Origin of the sequence: Streptomyces sp. NPDC050416, assembly GCF_044458845.1 — a bacterium.
Lineage (GTDB): Bacteria > Actinomycetota > Actinomycetes > Streptomycetales > Streptomycetaceae > Streptomyces.
This window is the reverse complement of record NZ_JBITII010000003.1, coordinates 324,642-342,340: the sequence shown is the minus strand read 5'-3', so window position 1 is coordinate 342,340 and position 17,699 is coordinate 324,642. Positions and strand designations below refer to the sequence as shown.

The following is a 17,699-nucleotide window of genomic DNA, read 5'->3' as shown; positions in this document are numbered from 1 at the left end:
TGACCTTCCTTGACGGCCGTCACGAACGCCGTCCAGCCGTGGGTGGAGAAGACCAGGGTGGGGCCGGGGGTGGTTTTGCTGTCGCGGACGGGCACGTCTGGGTTGGCCACGGTCGCGAAGTGGTCGGTGTACTTCGACTCCAGATCCTCCAGCCACCGCGCGAAGAACCCGTCCGTCCCCAGCACGCGGTCGATCCGTTGGGCGTCGTCGGGCTTCGGAAGGCGCCTCCCGGCCTCGAAGTGGCTGATCAGCGTGGGCGAGCACACGACCTGATCACTCAGTTCCTCCTGGGTGAGACCGGCAGCGATCCGCCGCAGCCGCAGTTCCTCTCCGTACTTCTGACGCGGCGTCCGAAGTGTGCGGCGTTCCTCCATGCGGCAACTCCTTTTCTTGACAAGCGCGATGTCAAGCCCCGACCCCTGGCAGCGTAGCCAGCACCGACCCCACTCTGTGAGCGATGCACCACAGAACGCAGTCACCGCAGGTCGGAAGGCAAGCAGACGTGACAGACCTCACCGCTCGAGCCCTCGAACCGCTCCTCCCCGTGGCCCGCCGCTCGGAGGAACGTCCGTTGCGCGGAGAGGACAACCGACTGGTCCGTCCCTACCTGGCGGCGGAGGTGAGCGCGTGACGGCCGGGCGGCTGCTGCCCTGGACGACTGTCGATGGCAGACCGTGCTACCTCGTGGGCGACGGGACCGGATACGTCTCACGCCTGGCCAAGGACATCGAAGCCGTACAGCTGGACATGGCGGACGATCTTCTCGGCCACGCCGCCGCACTCCTCGCGGAACACCGCGTGACGAGCGCGGAGCTGCGCTATCTGGCCCTGCGGCTCGCCGAGTCCCTGCGGGACGTCAAGCGGGTGGCGGAGAGCAGAGGGGCACGGCTCGACCCGTCACCATGATCCTGACCAAGGGTCAGAGTCACTCTCCGGTCTGCCGCTCGTGTCGGTGGGTGCCGCGGGCCAGTTCCTGGAGCAGCTCGTGCTCGGTCTTCCCGACATCCCGGGCCATCTTGTGCAGCAACAGGGCACAGATGGCCGCCGCCCCGTCCATCAGGGCCTCGGTCGCCATGGGGTCCTCGCGCCGTCGCTCTGCCACGTAGGCCGCGAGCAGGTCGTTGCCGGAGACATAAGCGGTCATGAACTCGATGCCGTTACGAAGACGGTCGTAGTCGCTGGTCATGGTCGAACCGTCCCACACGAGTGAAGCGAACGAGTCATCGCGGGTTGCTGCGGCGGGCATACGCGCGGGCCGCGCGGGCGCGGTCGCCGCAGCGGGTGGAGCACCAGTGACGGCGGCCGTGGCGGAGCAGGTAGCGGTTGCAGGGCGGGGAGCCGCAGGCGGTGAGGCGTTCGGCGTCGGGGGACGTGAGCAGGTCGGCGGCGTCGGCGGCGAGCGTGGCCAGGGCCAGGTCGACGATCGCGGTGGTGGGGTGGGGGGCCGTGCGGTAGGGGCCGGATTTGTCGTCCCACCGCAGCAGCGGGGCCGTGGGGACCCGGGTCATCGCGTCATTGACGGCCGCCACGGCCGCGGGGAGGGCGGGCAGGCCTTCGGCCCGGGCGGCGAACAGCGACCTGATCTGTTCGCGCAGGGAGCGCAGTTGGGCCGCGCACATCTCCCGCATGCCGGCGTCGACCGGGGCGAGGCCGCGCCGGGTGAGCCAGTGGTTCGCCTGGTCGGGGGTGCCCAGGAGGTCGACCGTGTGCCCGCCGGGCAAGGCGATCGCGCTGTTGACGAGGGCGAGGGAGGGGTGTTCCTCCTCGCCGTGGGCGGGCGGCGGGGCGGGCTGGTCGATCACGGGCTCCTGCATATCTCTCATGGTACGGCTTGCCTGTATCCGTGAGAAGCGACTACTGTCGTCTCACGGTTCGAACGCATCTATCCGTGAGGATTCCTTCATGTCCGCGCTTTCCACGAAGACCGCCCCCTTTCCCGTCCGCGTCCTCGGCGGCCCGACCGCCGTCTTCGAGTACGGCGGCCTGCGCTTCCTGACCGACCCGACCTTCGACGGCCCCGGCGACTTCCCCGCGCCCGCCGTGGTCCTGACGAAGACCGCCCCGTCCGCCGGTACACCCGACGAACTCGGACCCGTCGACGTGGTGCTCCTCTCGCACGACGAGCACGCCGACAACCTCGACACCTCCGGCCGGGCCCTGCTCACCGACGTCCCGCTCACCCTCACCACCCCCGGCGGCGCACAGCGCCTCGGCGCGAAGGCCACGGGCCTGGCCGACTGGCAGTCCGTCGAGCTCGAGCGCCCCGACGGCGGCACGGTCACCGTCACGGGCGTTCCCGCGATCCACGGCCCCGGCCCTCGCGAGGAGGTCGAGCCGATAACGGGCCAGGTCGTCGGCTTCGTCCTGACCGGCGAGGGCCTGCCCACCGTCTACGTCAGCGGCGACAACGCCTCACTCGACGCGGTGAAGGAGATCGCCGAGCGCTTCGCCCCGGTGGACACCGCCATCCTGTTCGCCGGCGCGCCGCGGTTCGCGGAGGTCTTCGACGGCAAGGTCATCGTCCTCGACAGCGCCATGGCCGCCGAGGCCGCGCGGATCCTCGGCGCCCGCCGCGTGGTCCCCGTGCACTACGACAGCTGGGCCCACTTCACCGAGGGGCGCGACGAGTTGGAGGCCGCCTTCGCCGCCGCCGGGCTCGCCGACCGGTTGGACTGGGGCAAGGACACCTGACCTGCCGTCACTTCCTCCAGAACAGGTGATGGACCACCCCGCTGGGGCTCGGCACCACATCGCAGTGGAAGCGGTCGAACAGCTCCTCGGGGGACTCCCAGAGCCGTGAGCCGGACCCGATGACCACGCCGGGCGAGACCGCCACGTGCAGCGTGTCCACCAGGTCGGCGTCGAGGAACTCCCGGATGGTGGCTGCCCCGCCGCCGAGCCGGACATCCTTGCCGCCGGCCGCCTCGCGCGCCTGCTCCAGGACGTCGGCCGGGTCGCCGCCGACGAAGTGGAACGTCGTGTCGGAGAGGGTGAACGAAGGGCGCTCATGGTGGGTCATGACGAACACCGGCGTGTGGAACGGGGGTTCGTCACCCCACCAGCCCTTCCACTCGTAGTCCTGCCAGGGGCCGCGCTGGGGACTGAACTTGTTGCGGCCCATGATCTCGGCGCCGATGTTGTTCGCGAAGTCGCGCGTGAAGTAGTCGTCGAGACCGCGGCTCCCGCCGGGGTCGGTGCGGTTGGGCCAGCTCGCCGTGGCGCCGGCCCAGGCGAACATCTGTCCCGGGTCGGCATGCCCGAAGGGCCGCTCCAGGGCCTGGTGCTCACCGGCACCGAATCCGTCACTAGAGACGTTGAAGTTCTGCACGCGCAGTAGCTGCGGCTGGGACACGGCGCTCCTCCTGTGGTGGGCGATGCATGTGGTCGTCGAGGAACAGACCGCCCGGGGCGGCGGAACTCATCGGTGGCCCGGAGATTCTCCTCCCCCGGCCTACCGAGCCCCCGCCCTCACCCGGCCTGCGCGACCACGTGCTCGATCACCTGCCGAAAGTCCTCGCTCGGGGAGAACTCCACGAACTCGCTGTCCTCCAGGGCGACCGGGACATGGCCGGGGTCCCAGTAGTACGCCTGTCCCGCCTCGTACTCCTCCTCGCCGGAGGCCGTGCGCATCCTGATCCGGCCCTTAAGCAGATAGCCCCAGTGGGGGACCTGGCACGCGTCGTCCGGCAGGCCCTTGAGGGCCGGGCCCATGTCCGTGCCCTGGGGCAGGCTGATGTAGCCCACCGACATGCCGCCTCCGATCGGCATGAGGCGCAGTTCCACGCCGTTGCCCTCCAGGGCTACGGGTACGTCGTTGCGAGTCGCCGCCGTCATGTCTCCTCCGCTCCGGCCCGCCCGGGCCTCGCGACAACGGACCTCCTCCTTCCACCCTGAACCGCCGGGGAGCGGCCCGCGACATCACGATCCGGTCAAGAGGTGCCGTCCGGGTCTTGATTTACCGGCGTGTAATCGATTCCATCCACCCGTCGATGTAATCGATTCCACGAGGAGGTGGAGCGGCGGTGGCCAGCATCAAGGACGTCGCTGCCGAGGCCGGCGTATCCGTCGCCACGGTCTCGCGCGTCCTGAACGACCACCCGTCGGTCAGCGCCGACGCACGCACCCGCGTGCTGGCCGCCGTCGAGTCCCTGGGCTACCGCCCGAACGCCGTCGCCCGCTCCCTGCGCACCGACCAGACCCACACCCTCGGCCTGGTCATCAGCGACGTACTGAACCCGTACTTCACCGAACTGGCCCGCTCCGTCGAGGAGGAGGCCCGCGCGCTCGGCTACAGCGTCATCATCGGCAACGCCGACGAGCGGCCCGACCTCCAGGACCACCACGTGCGCACCCTGCTGGACCGGCGGATCGACGGGCTGCTCGTCTCCCCGACGGACGGCGGCTCGCCGCTGATGCTGGACGCGGCGCGGGCCGGGACGCCCATGGTGTTCGTGGACCGGTGGATCCCGGGCGTGGACGTGCCGGTGGTCCGGGCGGACGGACAGGCCGCCGTCCGGGACCTCGTGGCGCATCTGCACGGGCTCGGGCACCGGCGGGTCGCGATCATCGCGGGCCCGGCGGCGACCACGACCGGGCGCGAGCGTGTGGAGGCCTTCCGGGAGGCCCTCCAGGAGTACGGGCTCGGCCTCCCCGACGCCTACATCGGGCAGGGCGACTTCCAGGCCGAGAGCGGGCGCCGGGTCACCGAGGGGTTCCTCGACCTGGCCGAGCCGCCCGAGGTCGTGTTCGCGGCCGACAACCTGATGGCGCTCGGCGCGCTGGACGCCGTACGCGCGCGCGGTCTGCGCGTGCCGGACGACATCGCGCTGGCCGCGTTCGACGACATCCCCTGGTTCGTGCACACCGATCCGCCGGTCACCGCGATCGCCCAGCCGACCGGTGAGCTGGGGCGGGCCGCCGTGCGCGCGCTGGTCGACCGGATCGAGGGGCGGCCCGGCGAGTCCGTCACCCTTCCCGCGCGGCTCGTCGTACGCCGCTCGTGCGGCGAGCCGTACCCGGCCTCCCCGGAGCCGGACTCTGCACAGGCCCCCGCTGTGCAGCCCCCCGCAGAGAACAGGAGCCATTCGTGAGCAACGCGGACGAGTTGCTGCGCATCGAGGGCATACGCAAGACCTTCCCGGGTGTGGTCGCGCTGGACGGCGTGGACTTCGACCTGCGCCGGGGCGAGGTGCATGTGCTGCTCGGTGAGAACGGCGCGGGCAAGAGCACCCTCATCAAGATGCTCTCCGGCGCCTACACGCCCGACGCCGGACGGATCCTGGTCGGCGGCGAGGAGGTGCGCATCCAGGGTGCGCAGGACTCCGAGCGGCTCGGGATCGCCACCATCTACCAGGAGTTCAACCTCGTTCCGGATCTGACGGTCGCCGAGAACCTCTTCCTGGGGCGGCAGCCGCGCCGGTTCGGGGTGATCGACCGGAAGCGGATGGAGGCCGACGCCGAGGCGCTCCTCGCGCGCGTGGACGTGAACGTGTCGCCCCGCGCGCGGGTGCGCGAACTCGGCATCGCGCGTCTGCAGATGGTCGAGATCGCCAAGGCCCTCAGCCTGGACGCGCGGGTGCTCATCATGGACGAGCCGACCGCCGTGCTCACCTCCGAGGAGGTCGACAAGCTCTTCGCGATCGTGCGCACGCTGCGCGAGGACGGCGTCGGGGTCGTCTTCATCACGCATCACCTGGAGGAGATCGCCGCCCTGGGTGACCGGGTGACGGTCCTCCGGGACGGCAGGAGCGTCGGGCAGGTGCCCGCCGCCACGCCCGAGGACGAACTCGTCCGGCTCATGGTGGGCCGCTCGATCGAGCAGCAGTATCCGCGCGAACGGGCCGATCGCGGCCCCGCGTTGCTGTCCGTGGAGGGACTCACCCGCGACGGCGTCTTCCACGACGTCAGCTTCGAGGTGCACGCCGGTGAGGTGGTCGGCATCGCGGGGCTGGTCGGCGCCGGCCGTACGGAGGTCGTGCGGGCCGTGTTCGGGGCGGACCCGTACGACAAGGGGACCGTGAAGGTCGCCGGTTCCGCGATCCATAAGGACGACGTCAACGCGGCGTTGACCGCGGGCATCGGGCTCATCCCCGAGGACCGCAAGGGCCAGGGCCTGGTGCTGGACGCGTCGGTCGAGGAGAACCTCGGTCTGGTGACCCTGCGGTCGGCCACGCGCGCCGGGCTCGTCGACCTCAAGGGGCAGCGCGAGGCCGCCGAGCGGATCGCGGGGCAGCTCGGGGTTCGGATGGCGGGCCTCGGTCAGCACGTGCGTACGCTCTCCGGCGGCAACCAGCAGAAGGTCGTCATCGGCAAGTGGCTGCTCGCCGACACGAAGGTGCTGATCCTCGACGAGCCGACGCGCGGCATCGACGTCGGCGCCAAGGTCGAGATCTACCAGCTGGTCAACGAACTCACCGCCGCCGGTGCGGCCGTCCTGATGATCTCCAGTGATCTGCCCGAGGTGCTCGGCATGAGCGACCGGGTGCTGGTCATGGCGCAGGGCCGGATCGCCGGCGAACTCTCCGCCGACGAGGTGACCCAGGACGCCGTGATGGCACTCGCCGTCAGCACTCCGACCACCACGAGCACAAGCACCACCACGACCGGAACGGAGGCCTCCCGTGGCCACTGACACGCTCAAGAGCACGACGGGCGCGGGTGGCGCCTCGGGCGGCCTGCGCCGTCTCCTGCTCGACAACGGCGCGCTCACCGCGCTCATCGTCCTCGTCGTCGCCATGTCGGCGCTGTCCGGCGACTTCCTGACGACGGACAACCTCCTCAACGTCGGCGTGCAGGCCGCCGTGACCGCCGTCCTCGCCTTCGGCGTGACGTTCGTGATCGTCTCGGCGGGCATCGACCTGTCGGTCGGCTCGGTCGCCGCGCTCGCGGCCACCGTCCTCGCCTGGAGCGCCACCTCGGCGGGCGTCCCGGTCTTCCTCGCCGTGCTGCTGGCCATAGCGACGGGCATCGTCTGCGGCCTGGTCAACGGCATTCTGATCTCCTACGGCAAGCTGCCGCCGTTCATCGCCACGCTCGCCATGCTGTCCGTGGCCCGCGGCCTGTCCCTCGTCATCTCCGAGGGCTCCCCGATCGCCTTCCCCGACTCGGTCTCCCACCTCGGCGACACGCTCGGCGGCTGGCTGCCGGTGCCGGTCCTGGTCATGGTGGTGATGGGCCTGATCGCCGCCTTCGTGCTCGGCCGGACCTACATCGGCCGCTCGATGTACGCGATCGGCGGCAACGAGGAGGCCGCGCGGCTGTCCGGGCTGCGCGTGAAGAAGCAGAAGCTCGCCATCTACGCCTTCTCGGGCGTCTTCGCCGCCGTCGCCGGTGTCGTCCTCGCCGCCCGCCTCTCCTCCGCGCAGCCGCAGGCCGCCGACGGCTACGAACTGGACGCGATCGCCGCGGTCGTCATCGGCGGAGCCTCCCTCGCGGGCGGTACGGGCAAGGCGTCCGGCACGCTGATCGGCGCACTGATCCTGGCCGTGCTGCGCAACGGGCTGAACCTGCTGAACGTGTCGGCGTTCTGGCAGCAGGTCGTCATCGGCGTCGTCATCGCGCTGGCCGTGCTGCTCGACACCGCGCGCCGCAAGGCCGGAGTGACCCCGGTCGCGGGCGGCGCGGGCGGCGGCAGGGGCAAGCAGGCGACGACCTACGCGCTCGCGGCCGTCGTCACCGTCGCGATCGTCGGCGCGACGTCCTTCCTGCACAACGGCTCCTCCTCGGCGAGCACCCCGAAGATGGGCCTGTCGCTGTCCACCCTGAACAACCCCTTCTTCGTGCAGATCCGGGCGGGCGCCCAGGCCGAGGCGAAGAAGCTGGGCGTGGACCTGACCGTCACGGACGCGCAGAACGACGCCTCCCAGCAGGCCAATCAGCTCCAGAACTTCACCACGTCCGGACTCGGCGCGATCATCGTCAACCCGGTCGACTCGGACGCGGCGAGCAACTCGGTGCAGGCCGCCGACCAGGCGAAGATCCCGGTCATCGCCGTCGACCGCGTCGTCAACAACGCCAGGACCGACACCCTGGTCGCCTCCGACAACGTCACCGGCGGTGAACTCGCCGCCAAGACCATCGCCGACAAGCTGGGCGGCAAGGGCAAGATCGTGATCCTCCAGGGCCAGGCCGGCACCTCCGCCGCCCGTGAGCGCGCCCAGGGCTTCGCGAACGGCCTCAAGGCCTACCCCGGCATCCAGGTCGTCGCCCAGCAGCCCGCGGACTTCGACCGCACCAAGGGCCTCGACGTGATGTCGAACCTGCTCCAGGCGCACCCGGACGTCCAGGGCGTCATCGCCGCGAACGACGAGATGGCGCTCGGCGCGATCAAGGCGCTGGGCTCCAAGGCCGGCAAGTCGGTCTCGGTGGTCGGCTTCGACGGCACGCCTGACGGGCTGAAGGCGGTCGAGGGCGGCACGCTGTACGCGTCCGTGGCGCAGCAGCCGTCCCAACTCGGGAGGATCGCCGTGGACAACGCGCTGAAGGCGCTCCAGGGGAAGAAGGTCGAGGAGACGGTGAAGGTGCCGGTGAAGGTGGTCACGAAGGAGAACGTGGCCGGATTCAGCGGCTGACATCGGGGAACGGCGGGCGGTCACCCACGGTGGCCGCCCGCCCATGTCACTGACGTGGGGAGACAACTCATGTACGACTACGACCTCCTGGTCGTGGGGTCGGCCAACGCCGACCTGGTGATCGGTGTCGAGCGCCGGCCCGGTGCCGGGGAGACCGTGCTCGGCTCCGACCTGGCCGTCCATCCGGGCGGCAAGGGCGCGAACCAGGCGGTCGCGGCCGCCCGGCTCGGAGCCCGTACGGCTCTGCTGGCCCGGGTCGGCGACGACGCGTACGGCCGGCTGCTGCTCGACTCGCAGCGCTCGGCCGGCGTCGACACGGTGGGTGTCCTGGTGGGCGGCGCGCCGACCGGGGTCGCGCTGATCACGGTCGACCCGTCCGGGGACAACAGCATCGTGGTCTCGCCGGGCGCGAACGGCCGGCTGGCCCCGGAGGACGTCAGCGCCGCCGGGAGCCTCTTCCACGCCTCCCGGGTGGTGTCGGCGCAGCTGGAGATCCCGCTGGAGACGGTGGTGGAGGTCGTACGGAACCTGGCGCCGGAGAGCCGTTTCGTGCTGAACCCGTCGCCGCCGCGGCCCCTTCCGCGGGAGGTGCTGGCGGCGTGCGACCCGCTGATCGTCAACGAGCACGAGGCGAAGGTGATCCTCGGCTCGGCCGCCGTGGGGGACAGCCCGGAGGACTGGGCGCGGATCCTGCTCGCGAAGGGGCCGCGGTCGGTGGTGGTGACGCTGGGCGCGGAGGGCGCTCTGGTCGCCTCGGCGAAGGGCGTCTCCCGGGTGCCGTCCGTGAAGGTGAGCGCCGTGGACACGACCGGCGCGGGGGACGCGTTCACCGCCGCGCTGGCCTTCCGGCTGGGGGCGGGTGAGTCCCTCGCGGAGGCGGCCGCGTACGCGGCGGGGGTCGGGGCGCTGACCGTGACGAAGGAGGGCGCGCAGGCGTCCTTCCCGACGGCGGCGGAGGTCGCCGCACTGTGAAGCGGAACGGGATACTGAACCGTCATCTCGCCGGTGCGCTGGCCGAGCTGGGGCACGGGGACGGGGTGCTGGTGTGCGACGCGGGCATGCCCATTCCCGACGGCCCTCGGGTGGTGGACCTCGCCTTCCGGGCCGGGGTGCCGGCGTTCGCCGAGGTGCTGGAGGGGCTGCTGGCGGAGCTGGTGGTCGAGGGAGCGACGGCGGCGACGGAGATGAGGGAAGCGAACCAGGAGGCCTCGGACCTCCTGGACGGGCACTTCCCGTCACTGGACCTGGTGTCGCACGAGCGGCTCAAGGAGCTGTCGGCCGGGGCCCGGCTGATCGTCCGCACGGGCGAGGCGCGGCCGTACGCGAACGTGCTGCTGAGGTGCGGCGTCTTCTTCTGAGGCTTCCTCTTACGAGGCTTCGTCTCGTGAGGCTTCTTCAAGGGGGCCCGGTCCGTCGACCGGGCCCCCTCGGCTTTCCCCTCCCGTCAGAACCCCCGCGATCCCCCCAGATCCCCTCCCAGAAAGTCCTGACGCCATGTACGACCCGCGGAGAACAGAAAGGGTTGCACGGCCGGACAAGATTTTCTTTCCCCGTTCTCACCGGATCCTTGGGGAGATCACCGCGCCGGCCGGGTCAGCACGCGGGTGAGGCCGCCGTCGTCCTCCTCGACGTCCCTGACGTGCGTGAACCCGATCCTGCCGAGCAGGCGCAGCGAGGCCTCGTTCCGCGCGGCGACGGTGGCGTGCACCTCGGTCAGCCCGAGCACGTCGAAGCCGTAGCTCACGAGCGCCTCCGCCAGCTCCGTCCCGAGGCCGCTCCCCCAGGCCTCCGGGGCGAGGGCGTACACGATCTCGTGGCCGTCGACCGCGTCCGTCCGCTTGATCTCCGCGTGCCCGACCAGTCGCCCGCCGCGCCTGACCGCCCACACGTCGAACAGGTCCTGGGCGTAGACCTTGCTGAAGATCCGCCCGAACAGGGCCCGGTCGTCCACCTCGGCAGCGGGGCCGTCCCCCATCCACCGGGAGACCCTGGTGTCCTGGAACAGGGCGACGAAGTCCTCCTCGTCCTTCGGGGTGTAGGCGTCGAGGAGCAGGCGGGCGGTGCGCAGGGGCGGGGGCATGGGGGCGACGCTAGCCATGGAGGTAAGGGGGTGCACCGCATTTTTCCGCAGGACCGTCACGGCGTGCGGAAGCCGCGGAACGTCACCTGCTTCCGGCTGGTGAAGCCGAGTCGTTCGTAGAGGGCGATCGCTTCGGCGTTGGTGTCGGCCACGTGCAGGAAGGGGCGTCGGCCCTGGGCCAGGATCCCGGTGACGAGGGCGGTGACCAGGCGGCCTGCGTGGCCGCGCCCGCGTGCCTCGGGGGCCGTGCAGACGGCGCTGATCTCGGTCCATCCCGGCGGCCGGAGCCGCTCGCCCGCCATGGCGACCAGCCTGCCGCCGTCGCGGACGCCGAGGTAGGTGCCGAGGTCCCGGGTACGCGGCCAGAACGGCCCGGGGCGGGTGCGTGCGGCCAGATGGAGCATCTCGGGCACATCGGCCGCACCCAGTTCGACCACGTCGGTGCCGGTCGCGGCAGGGGCCTGAGCGGGCCGGCCGCCGGCGGGCCAGATCATCTGGCGGCCTTCGAGGACGAAGACCGGCGCCCAGTCCGGCGGCGGGGTCGCCGGGCAGCTGAACATGTCGGCGAACGCGTCCCGGCCGAGGAGCCGGGCGAGATCGGCCCAGTCCGCCGCGTCGGCTTCGGCGGGTACCGCCGAGAAGGTCGCGACCTGCGGCAGGTAGGTGGCGGCCCGGCCGGCCCGGCGGCCGAGCTCCGCGTGGCGGCCTCGCAGCGACTCGCCCACCGGGTCGTCGAGTGCCGTGGTGTCACCGCTGTCGCCGTTCGTCATCGTGAACCAGGCTACCTTTCATTTCATCGTGAGTTCGGGGCGCAGGGCCCGTCTCGCCGGACCGACACGGCGTCGCAGTAAAGGAGTTGAACGTGGACGCGCAGGACACCGCCAGGCGACTGCGGTTGATCGGCGACGAGATGGCGGAGCGGTTCTACGAGCGGGCCGATGTCGTGCGGACGCTGGTCGTGACGCTGCTGGCCGGGCAGCACTCCTTGGTGCTCGGGCCGCCCGGGACGGCGAAGTCCGAGATGGCGCGGGAGCTCACGGGCCGGATCGAGGGCGCGGCCTACTGGGAGATCCTGCTGTCGAAGTTCACCGCGCCGACGAGGATGTTCGGCCCCATCGACGTCGCCGCGCTGGCCCGGGGCGAGTACCGCCAGGTCTACGACGGCCGCGCGACCACCGCGCACATCGCGTTCATCGACGAGATCTTCAAGTGCTCCACCGCGGCGCTGAACGAGACGCTGGGCTATCTCAACGAGCGGATCTACCACCCCGAGAACGGCGGCTCGCCGATCCGCTGCCCCCTCATCGGGGCCATCACGGCGAGCAACGAGCTGCCGAGTGAGGACGACGCGGCGGCGATCTACGACCGGCTGCTGGTGCGGATCGAGGTCGGGTACCTGGAGAACCCCTCGAACTTCGCCGCGCTCGTACGGTCCGCCGTCCGGCGGCCGGCGGCACCGGCCAGGACCACCGTCGAGCTGGCCGCGCTGGAGCACGCGGTGCGCGAAGCCGTCCCGGCCGTGGACGTCCCGGACGCGATCGTCGACGCGGTGTGCACGCTGCGCGCCGCCCTGCGCCGCAAGGAACTCGTCGCCTCCGACCGCCGCTGGCGGCAGTCGGTGGGGTTGCTCCAGGCCTCCGCCTACCTCGACGGCCGCCCGGCGGTCGACGAGACGGACCTGTCGCTGCTGACGCACGTGCTGTGGGACTCCCCCGCCGACCGTCCCACCGTCGAGCGCGAGGTGCTGCACCTGGTCAACCCCGACGCCAAGGAGGCGCTGGACCTGGCCGACACCCTCGACGAACTGGAGGCGCAGCTCGACGCCATGGCCGGGCAGTCCCGTGAGGCGCTGAGCGACTGGGTCATCAAGAAGGCCCACAACAGGCTCGCCACGGCGGGCAAGCGGCTGGAGAAGCTCCGCGAGGAGGCCGTGGCAGCGGGCCGCTCCACCGCCGCCATCGACCGGGCCACCGGCCGCCAGCGCGCCGTCCGCGCCCGGGTTCTCACCGAGGCCCTCGGCGTGGACGCGAGCATGGTGCAGGCACAGCTCTGAATCCGGGGGTGACCATGGAGGACGGTGCTTCGAAGGGGCTGGAGGAGTTGTCGAGCCTGGCCGGGAAGTGGCTGGGGCTGTCCTCCGCCGTGCCCGGGCGGCACACCGCGGTCGTGGTCGCGGACCGGTTCGACCGGATGACCTGGCGGGACACCTACGAGCAGTCGGCCGCACTGCGCGAGCTGGCCGAGGAGCTCGACGCGCGCCACGCCCACGCCACCGACCTGCTGACGGATGTGTTCCTGGCCGCCTACAAGGCCGCCCCGCGGTTGCGCGAGCCCGCGGAGATGGCTCCCGCCCGGCTGGCCGACCACCAGGTCGTCACCGCGCTGGTCGAGTCACCGGGGTTCACCGAGCTGCGCCGGGAGACGGCCGGTGACCCCTACGCCGCCGCCATGGCCGTACTCGCCCAGGCCGCCGCACTGCGGGGGTTGCTGGAACGCACCCGGGAGGCACGGGAACGGGCCGGGCAGGAGGAACAGGGACGGCAGGCCGCCGAAGACGCGGCGACCTCCGTGGCCGAGGCGCTGCGGCAGGGCGCCGAGGAGGCCGGGCAGGACGGGACCGTGCCCGCTCCGGCCGCCGACGCCGTACGGCAGGCTGTCGAGGCCGCCGAAGCCGCCGAGGCCGCCGCGCGGCAGGCCGCCAGGGACGCCGCGCGGGCCCTCGGGGCGGCGGCCCCCGGCGTCCAGGCCGGTGCGCGAAGCGCGGCGGCGAAGGCCGCGCAGGCCGTGCGGCAGGAGTCCGCGCTGATGCGGGCGTGGGGCGTCGGCCCCGGTGAGCTGGAGCGCATGCCGTTCGACGAGCGCGCCCGGCTCGCCGAGCGGCTGCGCACCGGCCGGCTCGCGCGGTGGGCCGAGCTGATCGGCCGCTTCCGGCAGATGGCCAGGGGCGAGCGCGCCCGCAAGGTGGAGAACACCACCGGGGAACTGGTCGGTGTGACGCTCGGCAACGACCTCTCCCGGATCATCCCCTCGGAGCTGGCGGGCCTCGGTGTGCCCGAGCTGCGTGCGGTGTTCGCCGTGCGGTACGCCGCCGGGGAGCTGATGCTCTACGACAGTCAGGGGGAGCAGTCCACCGGCCAGGGCGCGATCATCGCGTGCGTGGACACCTCGCACTCGATGTACGAGGCCGGGCCCGGTGGGATCACGCGGGAGGCGTGGGCCAAGGGGTGCGCCCTGGCGCTGCTGGACCAGGCGCGCGAGGCGGGGCGCGACTTCGTCGGCATCCTGTTCTCCGCCCCCGGCCGGCTCCAGGTCTTCCGCTTCCCGGCCGGCCGGTCCGCCGGCACGGACCGGGTCGTCGACTTCGCGGAGACCTTCCTGGGCGGCGGCACCAGCTACCAGACGCCGCTGTCGGCGGCCGGCGAGCTGCTGGAGGAGGAGTTCGGCGACACGGCCCGCAGGCGCGGCGACATCGTGATGATCACCGACGACGACTGCGGCGTCACGGAGGAGTGGATGCGCGGCTGGAACGATGCCAAGCGCCGGCTCGGCTTCCGGGTGTTCGGCGTGGTCGTCGGCGCCCCGCGCGTCGGCGAGGCCGGCTCGGTGCTGGAGGCGCTGTGCGACAACCTCCGCTCCGTAGAGGACCTCACCGACGTCCACGCGGCCGCCGATCTGTTCCGCGTGATCTGACCGCACCGGGCGGTTGCAGGGCCGATCATGGCTGCCGCGTGGCGGCCGATCCGCCGGTGCCGGAGCCCGGCCGGGGGAGGCGCCGCGTGGCGGCCGATCCGCCGGTGCCGGAGCCCGGCCGGGGGAGGCGCCGCGTTGCGGTCGAGCCGCCCGTGCACGAGCCAGATCGGGGCCGCCGCGACGTGACCGAGCTGCCCGTGACAGAGCCAGCCAATCCCTCCGGGCCGCGAGCACCGGGCCCGACCAAGAGAAGGCTGCCGGGATGAGGTCGAGCCGCCCGTGCCCACGGTGGTCAGAGGCTCCGCAACTCCGAACGAGCCGCCCGTGTCCGGGCCCGGTCAGGGGCTGCTGCGATGCGGCCGAGCCGCCCCGCCTGCCCACGGTGGTCAGAGGCGCCGCAACTCCGAACGAGCCGCCCGTGTCCGGGCCCGGTCAGGGGCTGCTGCGATGCGGCCGAGCCGTCCCGGCTCGAGGTGGTCTGGGTCGTCGCGGCGTGAATGAGGCGGTCAGGGGCTGTCGTGATGCGCGCGGCCGTCCGTCCCCGAGCCAGGTCAGGCGCTCCGCGGAACAGGCACGTCCCGCCCCCCGTCACGCCGATTCGTTCAGCAGCCGGTTCAGATGCTCGTGGCCCGCCTTTAGCAGGCCGGGCAGTTCGGGGACCGACTCGTACCACCGCTTCTCGTACTCCCAGCACAGCCAGCCGTCCCAGCCGTGCCGGGAGAGGACCTCCACGCACTCGGCCAGCGGCAGGACGCCCGCGCCGAGCGGCAGCGGGGTCGTGTCCTCGGCGGAGGCGATGTCCTTGACCTGGACGTAGCCGAGGTGCGGGGAGAGCGCAGCGTAGGTCTCCGAGGGCTGTTCGCCGCCCAGCCAGGTGTGCATCACGTCCCACAGCGCGCCCACCTGGCGGTGGCCGACCAGCCCGAGGACGCGCATCGCGTCGGCGGCGGTGCGGTGCGAGTCGTGGGTCTCCAGGAGGATGCGGACACCCAGGTCGTTCGCGTACTCGGCGGCCGTGCCCAGCCGCCGGGCGGCCGTCGCGTCGGCCTCCTCGGGTGTCTGGACGTCCAGGTCGCCGCCCGGGAAGACCCGGATGTACGGGGCGCCGAGGTCGCGGGCCAGGTCGAGGAGGGAGCGGATCTCGGCCAGGACGGGTTCGTCGTCGCCCGGCGCGGCGACCCGCGCGTAGCCCGCCAGGCCCAGGAGCTCTACGCCCGACCCCTTGAACTCTGCCGCGACATCGGCCCGTTCGGCGGGGTCGAGGCCGGGGTGGACCGGTTCCTCGGGGTGGGCGCGCAGCTCCACACCGTGGTAGCCGTGCGCGGTCGCGAGCCGCAGGACGTCGGGCAGGGGCAGGCCGGGGACACCGAGGGTGGAGAACGCCAGCTTCATGTGGACGGACCCTACCCGGCACTCCTGCCGGCGACTCCCCTTCGTCATGCTGGTGTTGCGTGAAGATCCAGTCGCCAGTCCTGGCCGACCAGGTCCTGGCCGAAGGAGCGGTGCGGTTTCTCCGCGACCAGCACGAAGCCGTGGCGCTGGTAGATGCGGCGGGCCGCGGCGAGGACGTCGTTGGTCCACAGGACGACCTCGCGGTAACCGGCCTCGCGCGCGAAGGCGACGACGGCCCCGACGAGCCGGTCCCCGATGCCCAGGCCACGCGCGTCCGGCTCGACCAGCAGCAGCCGGAGCCGGGCGGCACCCGGCGCGTCGTCCCGTACGCACATCACGCACCCCACCGGCCGGCCGTCCAGCTCGGCGATCCACGTCCGCTCCAGATGCGGGTCGTGGTCCTCTGCGTAGTCGGCGACGATCCGGGCGACCAGGCCCTCGTAGTCGGCGTTCCACCCGTACTCGGCGGCGTACAGCGCGGCGTTGCGCTGCACGATCCAGCCGAGGTCGCCGGGGGCGGGCTCGCGCAGGAGGACGTCCTCGGGGCGTGGCGCCCGGCCCTCGCCCAGGATCGTCCGGACGGTCCGCATCGCCTCGGCCAGCCGCTGCCGGTCGTCGGCGCGCACGGTGTCCAGCATCGCCCCGACCGTCTCCCGCGCCCGCTCGTCGAGGAGCGCGGCGGCCTCCCGGCCCCGCTCGGTGAGGGTGACACCGCGGCGGCGCGGATCCCTCTCGGACGGTCCGCGCAAAACCAGCCCGTCCTCCTCGAACCTGTTCAGGATGCGGCTCAGGTACCCGGCGTCCAGGTGCAGCTGCGTCCGCAGGTCGGCGGCGTCCGTGCGCGGCGCGTGCGCGAGTTCGTAGAGCACGCGGGACTCGGTGAGGGTGTAGGGCGCGTAGAGGTGACGGCCGTAGTCGAGCGCGCCGATGACGTTCGTATAGAAGCGGTTGAAGGAGCGGATGTCCTGAACGGTCATGACCACGCCCCGATGCTTGACTCAGTCAGGGATTCCCATCGAGGTCGAGCCTAGACGGCCAGGACGCCCGGGACCAGGGCCTGGCGTTTGGATCACGCCGCAGACGCGGGGGCTGGCACGCGCATCCGCGCTGTCGGTTCTCTGCGACGTGATCCAGACGACAGACCCTAGCCCGCCGTGGCCGGCCGGTAGACGCACACCTGGGCGCCGGTCTTGGCCGTGGTCGTCGAGACCAGCTCCATCGGGCGCTTGCCACCGTCGTCGGGGAAGATCGTCTTGCCGCCGCCCAGCAGCACCGGCATGACGATGAGCTGGAGTTCGTCGACCAGGCCCTCGGACAGGAGCGTGCGCACGAGCGTCGGGCTGCCCATCATCGCGAGGTCGCCGCCCTCGGCCTCATGCAGCTCCCGGATGCGGGCGACGGCCTGGTCACCGGGGATCAGCGAGGTGTTGTTCCAGGTGAGGTCGGCCTCGCCGAGGGTGCTGGAGACGACGTACTTCTTCAGCGAGTTCATGCGGTCGGCGAACGGGTCCCCGGCCCGCTCGGGCCAGGCGGCCGCCATCGTCTGCCACGTACGCCGCCCGAACAGCAGCGCCTCGGCACTTGCCAGCCCCGCGTCGAAGGCACCGCCCAGCACCTCCTCGTCGAAGTACGGATGCGACCACCCACCGTGCGCGAACCCGCCGTCGGTGTCCTCCTGCGGCCCGCCCGGGGCCTGCACGACGCCGTCCAGGCTGATGAACTCGGTGATCACGATGCGCATGGACTCTCTCCTGTTGTTCTCGCTCGGGCGATGACGGCAGTACGGACCGGGGGACGACGCGAAACTCATCGCCCGTGCGGCCGGGGAACCGACGTCCGGGACATGGTGTCCCGGGGGTGACGGCCGCGCACGAGGAACGCGCTGCTCGGTACGGCAAGTTGCCGCCACCGGCGGTATGACCCGAGTGGTGTCAGAACCATGCCGATCAGCCACCACTCAGCCCGTC

18 protein-coding genes and 1 pseudogene are annotated in these 17,699 nt (G+C 71.9%); 9 read left to right on the top strand and 10 right to left on the bottom strand.

The genetic code is table 11. From position 1 onward, the window contains the following. Positions 1-50: 50 nt before the first annotated feature. A pseudogene (locus ACIBL4_RS11140) lies at positions 51-374 on the bottom strand (multiprotein-bridging factor 1 family protein); the annotation flags it as partial. Positions 375-684: 310 nt separating this feature from the next. Here ACIBL4_RS11140 and ACIBL4_RS11135 point away from each other — a divergent pair. Further along, the gene (locus ACIBL4_RS11135) at positions 685-906 is read left to right on the top strand and encodes a hypothetical protein (protein WP_399408639.1); all 222 of its coding nucleotides are present in this window, start codon (positions 685-687) and stop codon (positions 904-906) included. A 19-nt stretch (positions 907-925) separates the two neighbouring features. Here ACIBL4_RS11135 and ACIBL4_RS11130 read toward each other — a convergent pair whose 3' ends face one another. Continuing rightward, positions 926-1,186, bottom strand: coding sequence for a hypothetical protein (locus ACIBL4_RS11130; protein WP_399408637.1), 261 nt, complete (start codon positions 1,184-1,186; stop codon positions 926-928). 34 nt (positions 1,187-1,220) lie between these two features. After that, positions 1,221-1,814 carry a CGNR zinc finger domain-containing protein gene (locus ACIBL4_RS11125; RefSeq protein WP_399408635.1) on the bottom strand — a complete coding sequence of 198 codons (594 nt, stop codon included), beginning with the start codon at positions 1,812-1,814 and terminating at the stop codon, positions 1,221-1,223. An 88-nt stretch (positions 1,815-1,902) separates the two neighbouring features. Here ACIBL4_RS11125 and ACIBL4_RS11120 point away from each other — a divergent pair, with 88 nt between their 5' ends. Continuing rightward, positions 1,903-2,691 carry an MBL fold metallo-hydrolase gene (locus ACIBL4_RS11120; RefSeq protein ID WP_399408634.1) on the top strand — a complete coding sequence of 263 codons (789 nt, stop codon included), beginning with the start codon at positions 1,903-1,905 and terminating at the stop codon, positions 2,689-2,691. 7 nt (positions 2,692-2,698) lie between these two features. Here ACIBL4_RS11120 and ACIBL4_RS11115 read toward each other — a convergent pair whose 3' ends face one another. Together ACIBL4_RS11115 and ACIBL4_RS11110 are read right to left on the bottom strand one after the other, a co-directional pair. Continuing rightward, positions 2,699-3,352 carry a dihydrofolate reductase family protein gene (locus ACIBL4_RS11115; RefSeq protein WP_399408632.1) on the bottom strand — a complete coding sequence of 218 codons (654 nt, stop codon included), beginning with the start codon at positions 3,350-3,352 and terminating at the stop codon, positions 2,699-2,701. A 116-nt stretch (positions 3,353-3,468) separates the two neighbouring features. After that, a complete protein-coding gene (locus ACIBL4_RS11110) occupies positions 3,469-3,834 on the bottom strand; it encodes a hypothetical protein (RefSeq protein WP_399408630.1) in 366 nt (121 codons plus the stop codon). Between the two features lie 188 nt (positions 3,835-4,022). Here ACIBL4_RS11110 and ACIBL4_RS11105 point away from each other — a divergent pair, with 188 nt between their 5' ends. The 5 genes from ACIBL4_RS11105 (at position 4,023) to rbsD (ending at position 9,928) form a co-directional block, all read left to right on the top strand. Further along, positions 4,023-5,090, top strand: coding sequence for a LacI family DNA-binding transcriptional regulator (locus tag ACIBL4_RS11105; RefSeq protein ID WP_399408628.1), 1,068 nt, complete (start codon positions 4,023-4,025; stop codon positions 5,088-5,090). Continuing rightward, entirely contained in the window at positions 5,087-6,631 is a 1,545-nt protein-coding gene (locus ACIBL4_RS11100; protein WP_399408626.1) for a sugar ABC transporter ATP-binding protein, read from the top strand. Before ACIBL4_RS11105 ends, ACIBL4_RS11100 begins: the two co-directional genes overlap by 4 nt. Further along, positions 6,621-8,570 (top strand): substrate-binding domain-containing protein, encoded by a 1,950-nt coding sequence (locus tag ACIBL4_RS11095; protein ID WP_399408624.1) that lies wholly within the window; start codon positions 6,621-6,623, stop codon positions 8,568-8,570. The genes ACIBL4_RS11100 and ACIBL4_RS11095 overlap by 11 nt, the downstream gene beginning before the upstream one ends. 69 nt (positions 8,571-8,639) lie before the next feature. After that, positions 8,640-9,542 (top strand): ribokinase, encoded by a 903-nt coding sequence (locus ACIBL4_RS11090; protein WP_399408622.1) that lies wholly within the window; start codon positions 8,640-8,642, stop codon positions 9,540-9,542. Further along, on the top strand, positions 9,539-9,928 hold the full coding sequence (rbsD, locus tag ACIBL4_RS11085) for a D-ribose pyranase (protein WP_399408620.1): 390 nt from the start codon (positions 9,539-9,541) through the stop codon (positions 9,926-9,928). The genes ACIBL4_RS11090 and rbsD overlap by 4 nt, the downstream gene beginning before the upstream one ends. A 218-nt stretch (positions 9,929-10,146) precedes the next feature. Here rbsD and ACIBL4_RS11080 read toward each other — a convergent pair whose 3' ends face one another. Beyond that, a complete protein-coding gene (locus ACIBL4_RS11080; protein ID WP_399408618.1) occupies positions 10,147-10,650 on the bottom strand; it encodes a GNAT family N-acetyltransferase in 504 nt (167 codons plus the stop codon). Between the two features lie 56 nt (positions 10,651-10,706). Then, positions 10,707-11,420 (bottom strand): GNAT family N-acetyltransferase, encoded by a 714-nt coding sequence (locus tag ACIBL4_RS11075; protein WP_399408616.1) that lies wholly within the window; start codon positions 11,418-11,420, stop codon positions 10,707-10,709. Between the two features lie 86 nt (positions 11,421-11,506). Between ACIBL4_RS11075 and ACIBL4_RS11070 the strand changes: the two genes are divergently transcribed. Both ACIBL4_RS11070 and ACIBL4_RS11065 read left to right on the top strand, forming a co-directional pair. Next, the gene (locus ACIBL4_RS11070) at positions 11,507-12,703 is read left to right on the top strand and encodes an AAA family ATPase (RefSeq protein ID WP_399408614.1); all 1,197 of its coding nucleotides are present in this window, start codon (positions 11,507-11,509) and stop codon (positions 12,701-12,703) included. Positions 12,704-12,717: 14 nt separating this feature from the next. Beyond that, entirely contained in the window at positions 12,718-14,340 is a 1,623-nt protein-coding gene (locus ACIBL4_RS11065; RefSeq protein ID WP_399408612.1) for a VWA domain-containing protein, read from the top strand. Between the two features lie 588 nt (positions 14,341-14,928). Here the strand turns inward: ACIBL4_RS11065 and ACIBL4_RS11060 are convergent. The 3 genes from ACIBL4_RS11060 to ACIBL4_RS11050 form a co-directional block, all read right to left on the bottom strand. Beyond that, positions 14,929-15,732: a sugar phosphate isomerase/epimerase family protein gene (locus ACIBL4_RS11060; RefSeq protein WP_399408610.1), complete on the bottom strand. Its 804-nt coding sequence runs from the start codon at positions 15,730-15,732 to the stop codon at positions 14,929-14,931. Positions 15,733-15,776: 44 nt separating this feature from the next. Next, positions 15,777-16,709, bottom strand: a complete 933-nt coding sequence (locus tag ACIBL4_RS11055; protein WP_399409321.1) for a GNAT family N-acetyltransferase — start codon at positions 16,707-16,709, stop codon at positions 15,777-15,779. Positions 16,710-16,876: 167 nt separating this feature from the next. Further along, positions 16,877-17,473 (bottom strand): dihydrofolate reductase family protein, encoded by a 597-nt coding sequence (locus ACIBL4_RS11050; RefSeq protein WP_399408608.1) that lies wholly within the window; start codon positions 17,471-17,473, stop codon positions 16,877-16,879. Positions 17,474-17,699: the final 226 nt, after the last annotated feature.

What these genes read in the sequence shown, in the direction of transcription:
- ACIBL4_RS11130 (WP_399408637.1), bottom strand. Translation starts at nt 1,186, where the DNA reads ATGACCAGCGACTACGACCGTCTTCGTAACGGCATCGAGTTCATGACC.
- ACIBL4_RS11125 (WP_399408635.1), bottom strand. Translation starts at nt 1,814, where the DNA reads ATGCAGGAGCCCGTGATCGACCAGCCCGCCCCGCCGCCCGCCCACGGC.
- ACIBL4_RS11120 (WP_399408634.1), top strand. Translation starts at nt 1,903, where the DNA reads ATGTCCGCGCTTTCCACGAAGACCGCCCCCTTTCCCGTCCGCGTCCTC.
- ACIBL4_RS11110 (WP_399408630.1), bottom strand. Translation starts at nt 3,834, where the DNA reads ATGACGGCGGCGACTCGCAACGACGTACCCGTAGCCCTGGAGGGCAAC.
- ACIBL4_RS11090 (WP_399408622.1), top strand. Translation starts at nt 8,640, where the DNA reads ATGTACGACTACGACCTCCTGGTCGTGGGGTCGGCCAACGCCGACCTG.
- ACIBL4_RS11080 (WP_399408618.1), bottom strand. Translation starts at nt 10,650, where the DNA reads ATGCCCCCGCCCCTGCGCACCGCCCGCCTGCTCCTCGACGCCTACACC.
- ACIBL4_RS11075 (WP_399408616.1), bottom strand. Translation starts at nt 11,420, where the DNA reads ATGACGAACGGCGACAGCGGTGACACCACGGCACTCGACGACCCGGTG.
- ACIBL4_RS11065 (WP_399408612.1), top strand. Translation starts at nt 12,718, where the DNA reads ATGGAGGACGGTGCTTCGAAGGGGCTGGAGGAGTTGTCGAGCCTGGCC.
- ACIBL4_RS11060 (WP_399408610.1), bottom strand. Translation starts at nt 15,732, where the DNA reads ATGAAGCTGGCGTTCTCCACCCTCGGTGTCCCCGGCCTGCCCCTGCCC.
- ACIBL4_RS11055 (WP_399409321.1), bottom strand. Translation starts at nt 16,709, where the DNA reads ATGACCGTTCAGGACATCCGCTCCTTCAACCGCTTCTATACGAACGTC.
- ACIBL4_RS11050 (WP_399408608.1), bottom strand. Translation starts at nt 17,473, where the DNA reads ATGCGCATCGTGATCACCGAGTTCATCAGCCTGGACGGCGTCGTGCAG.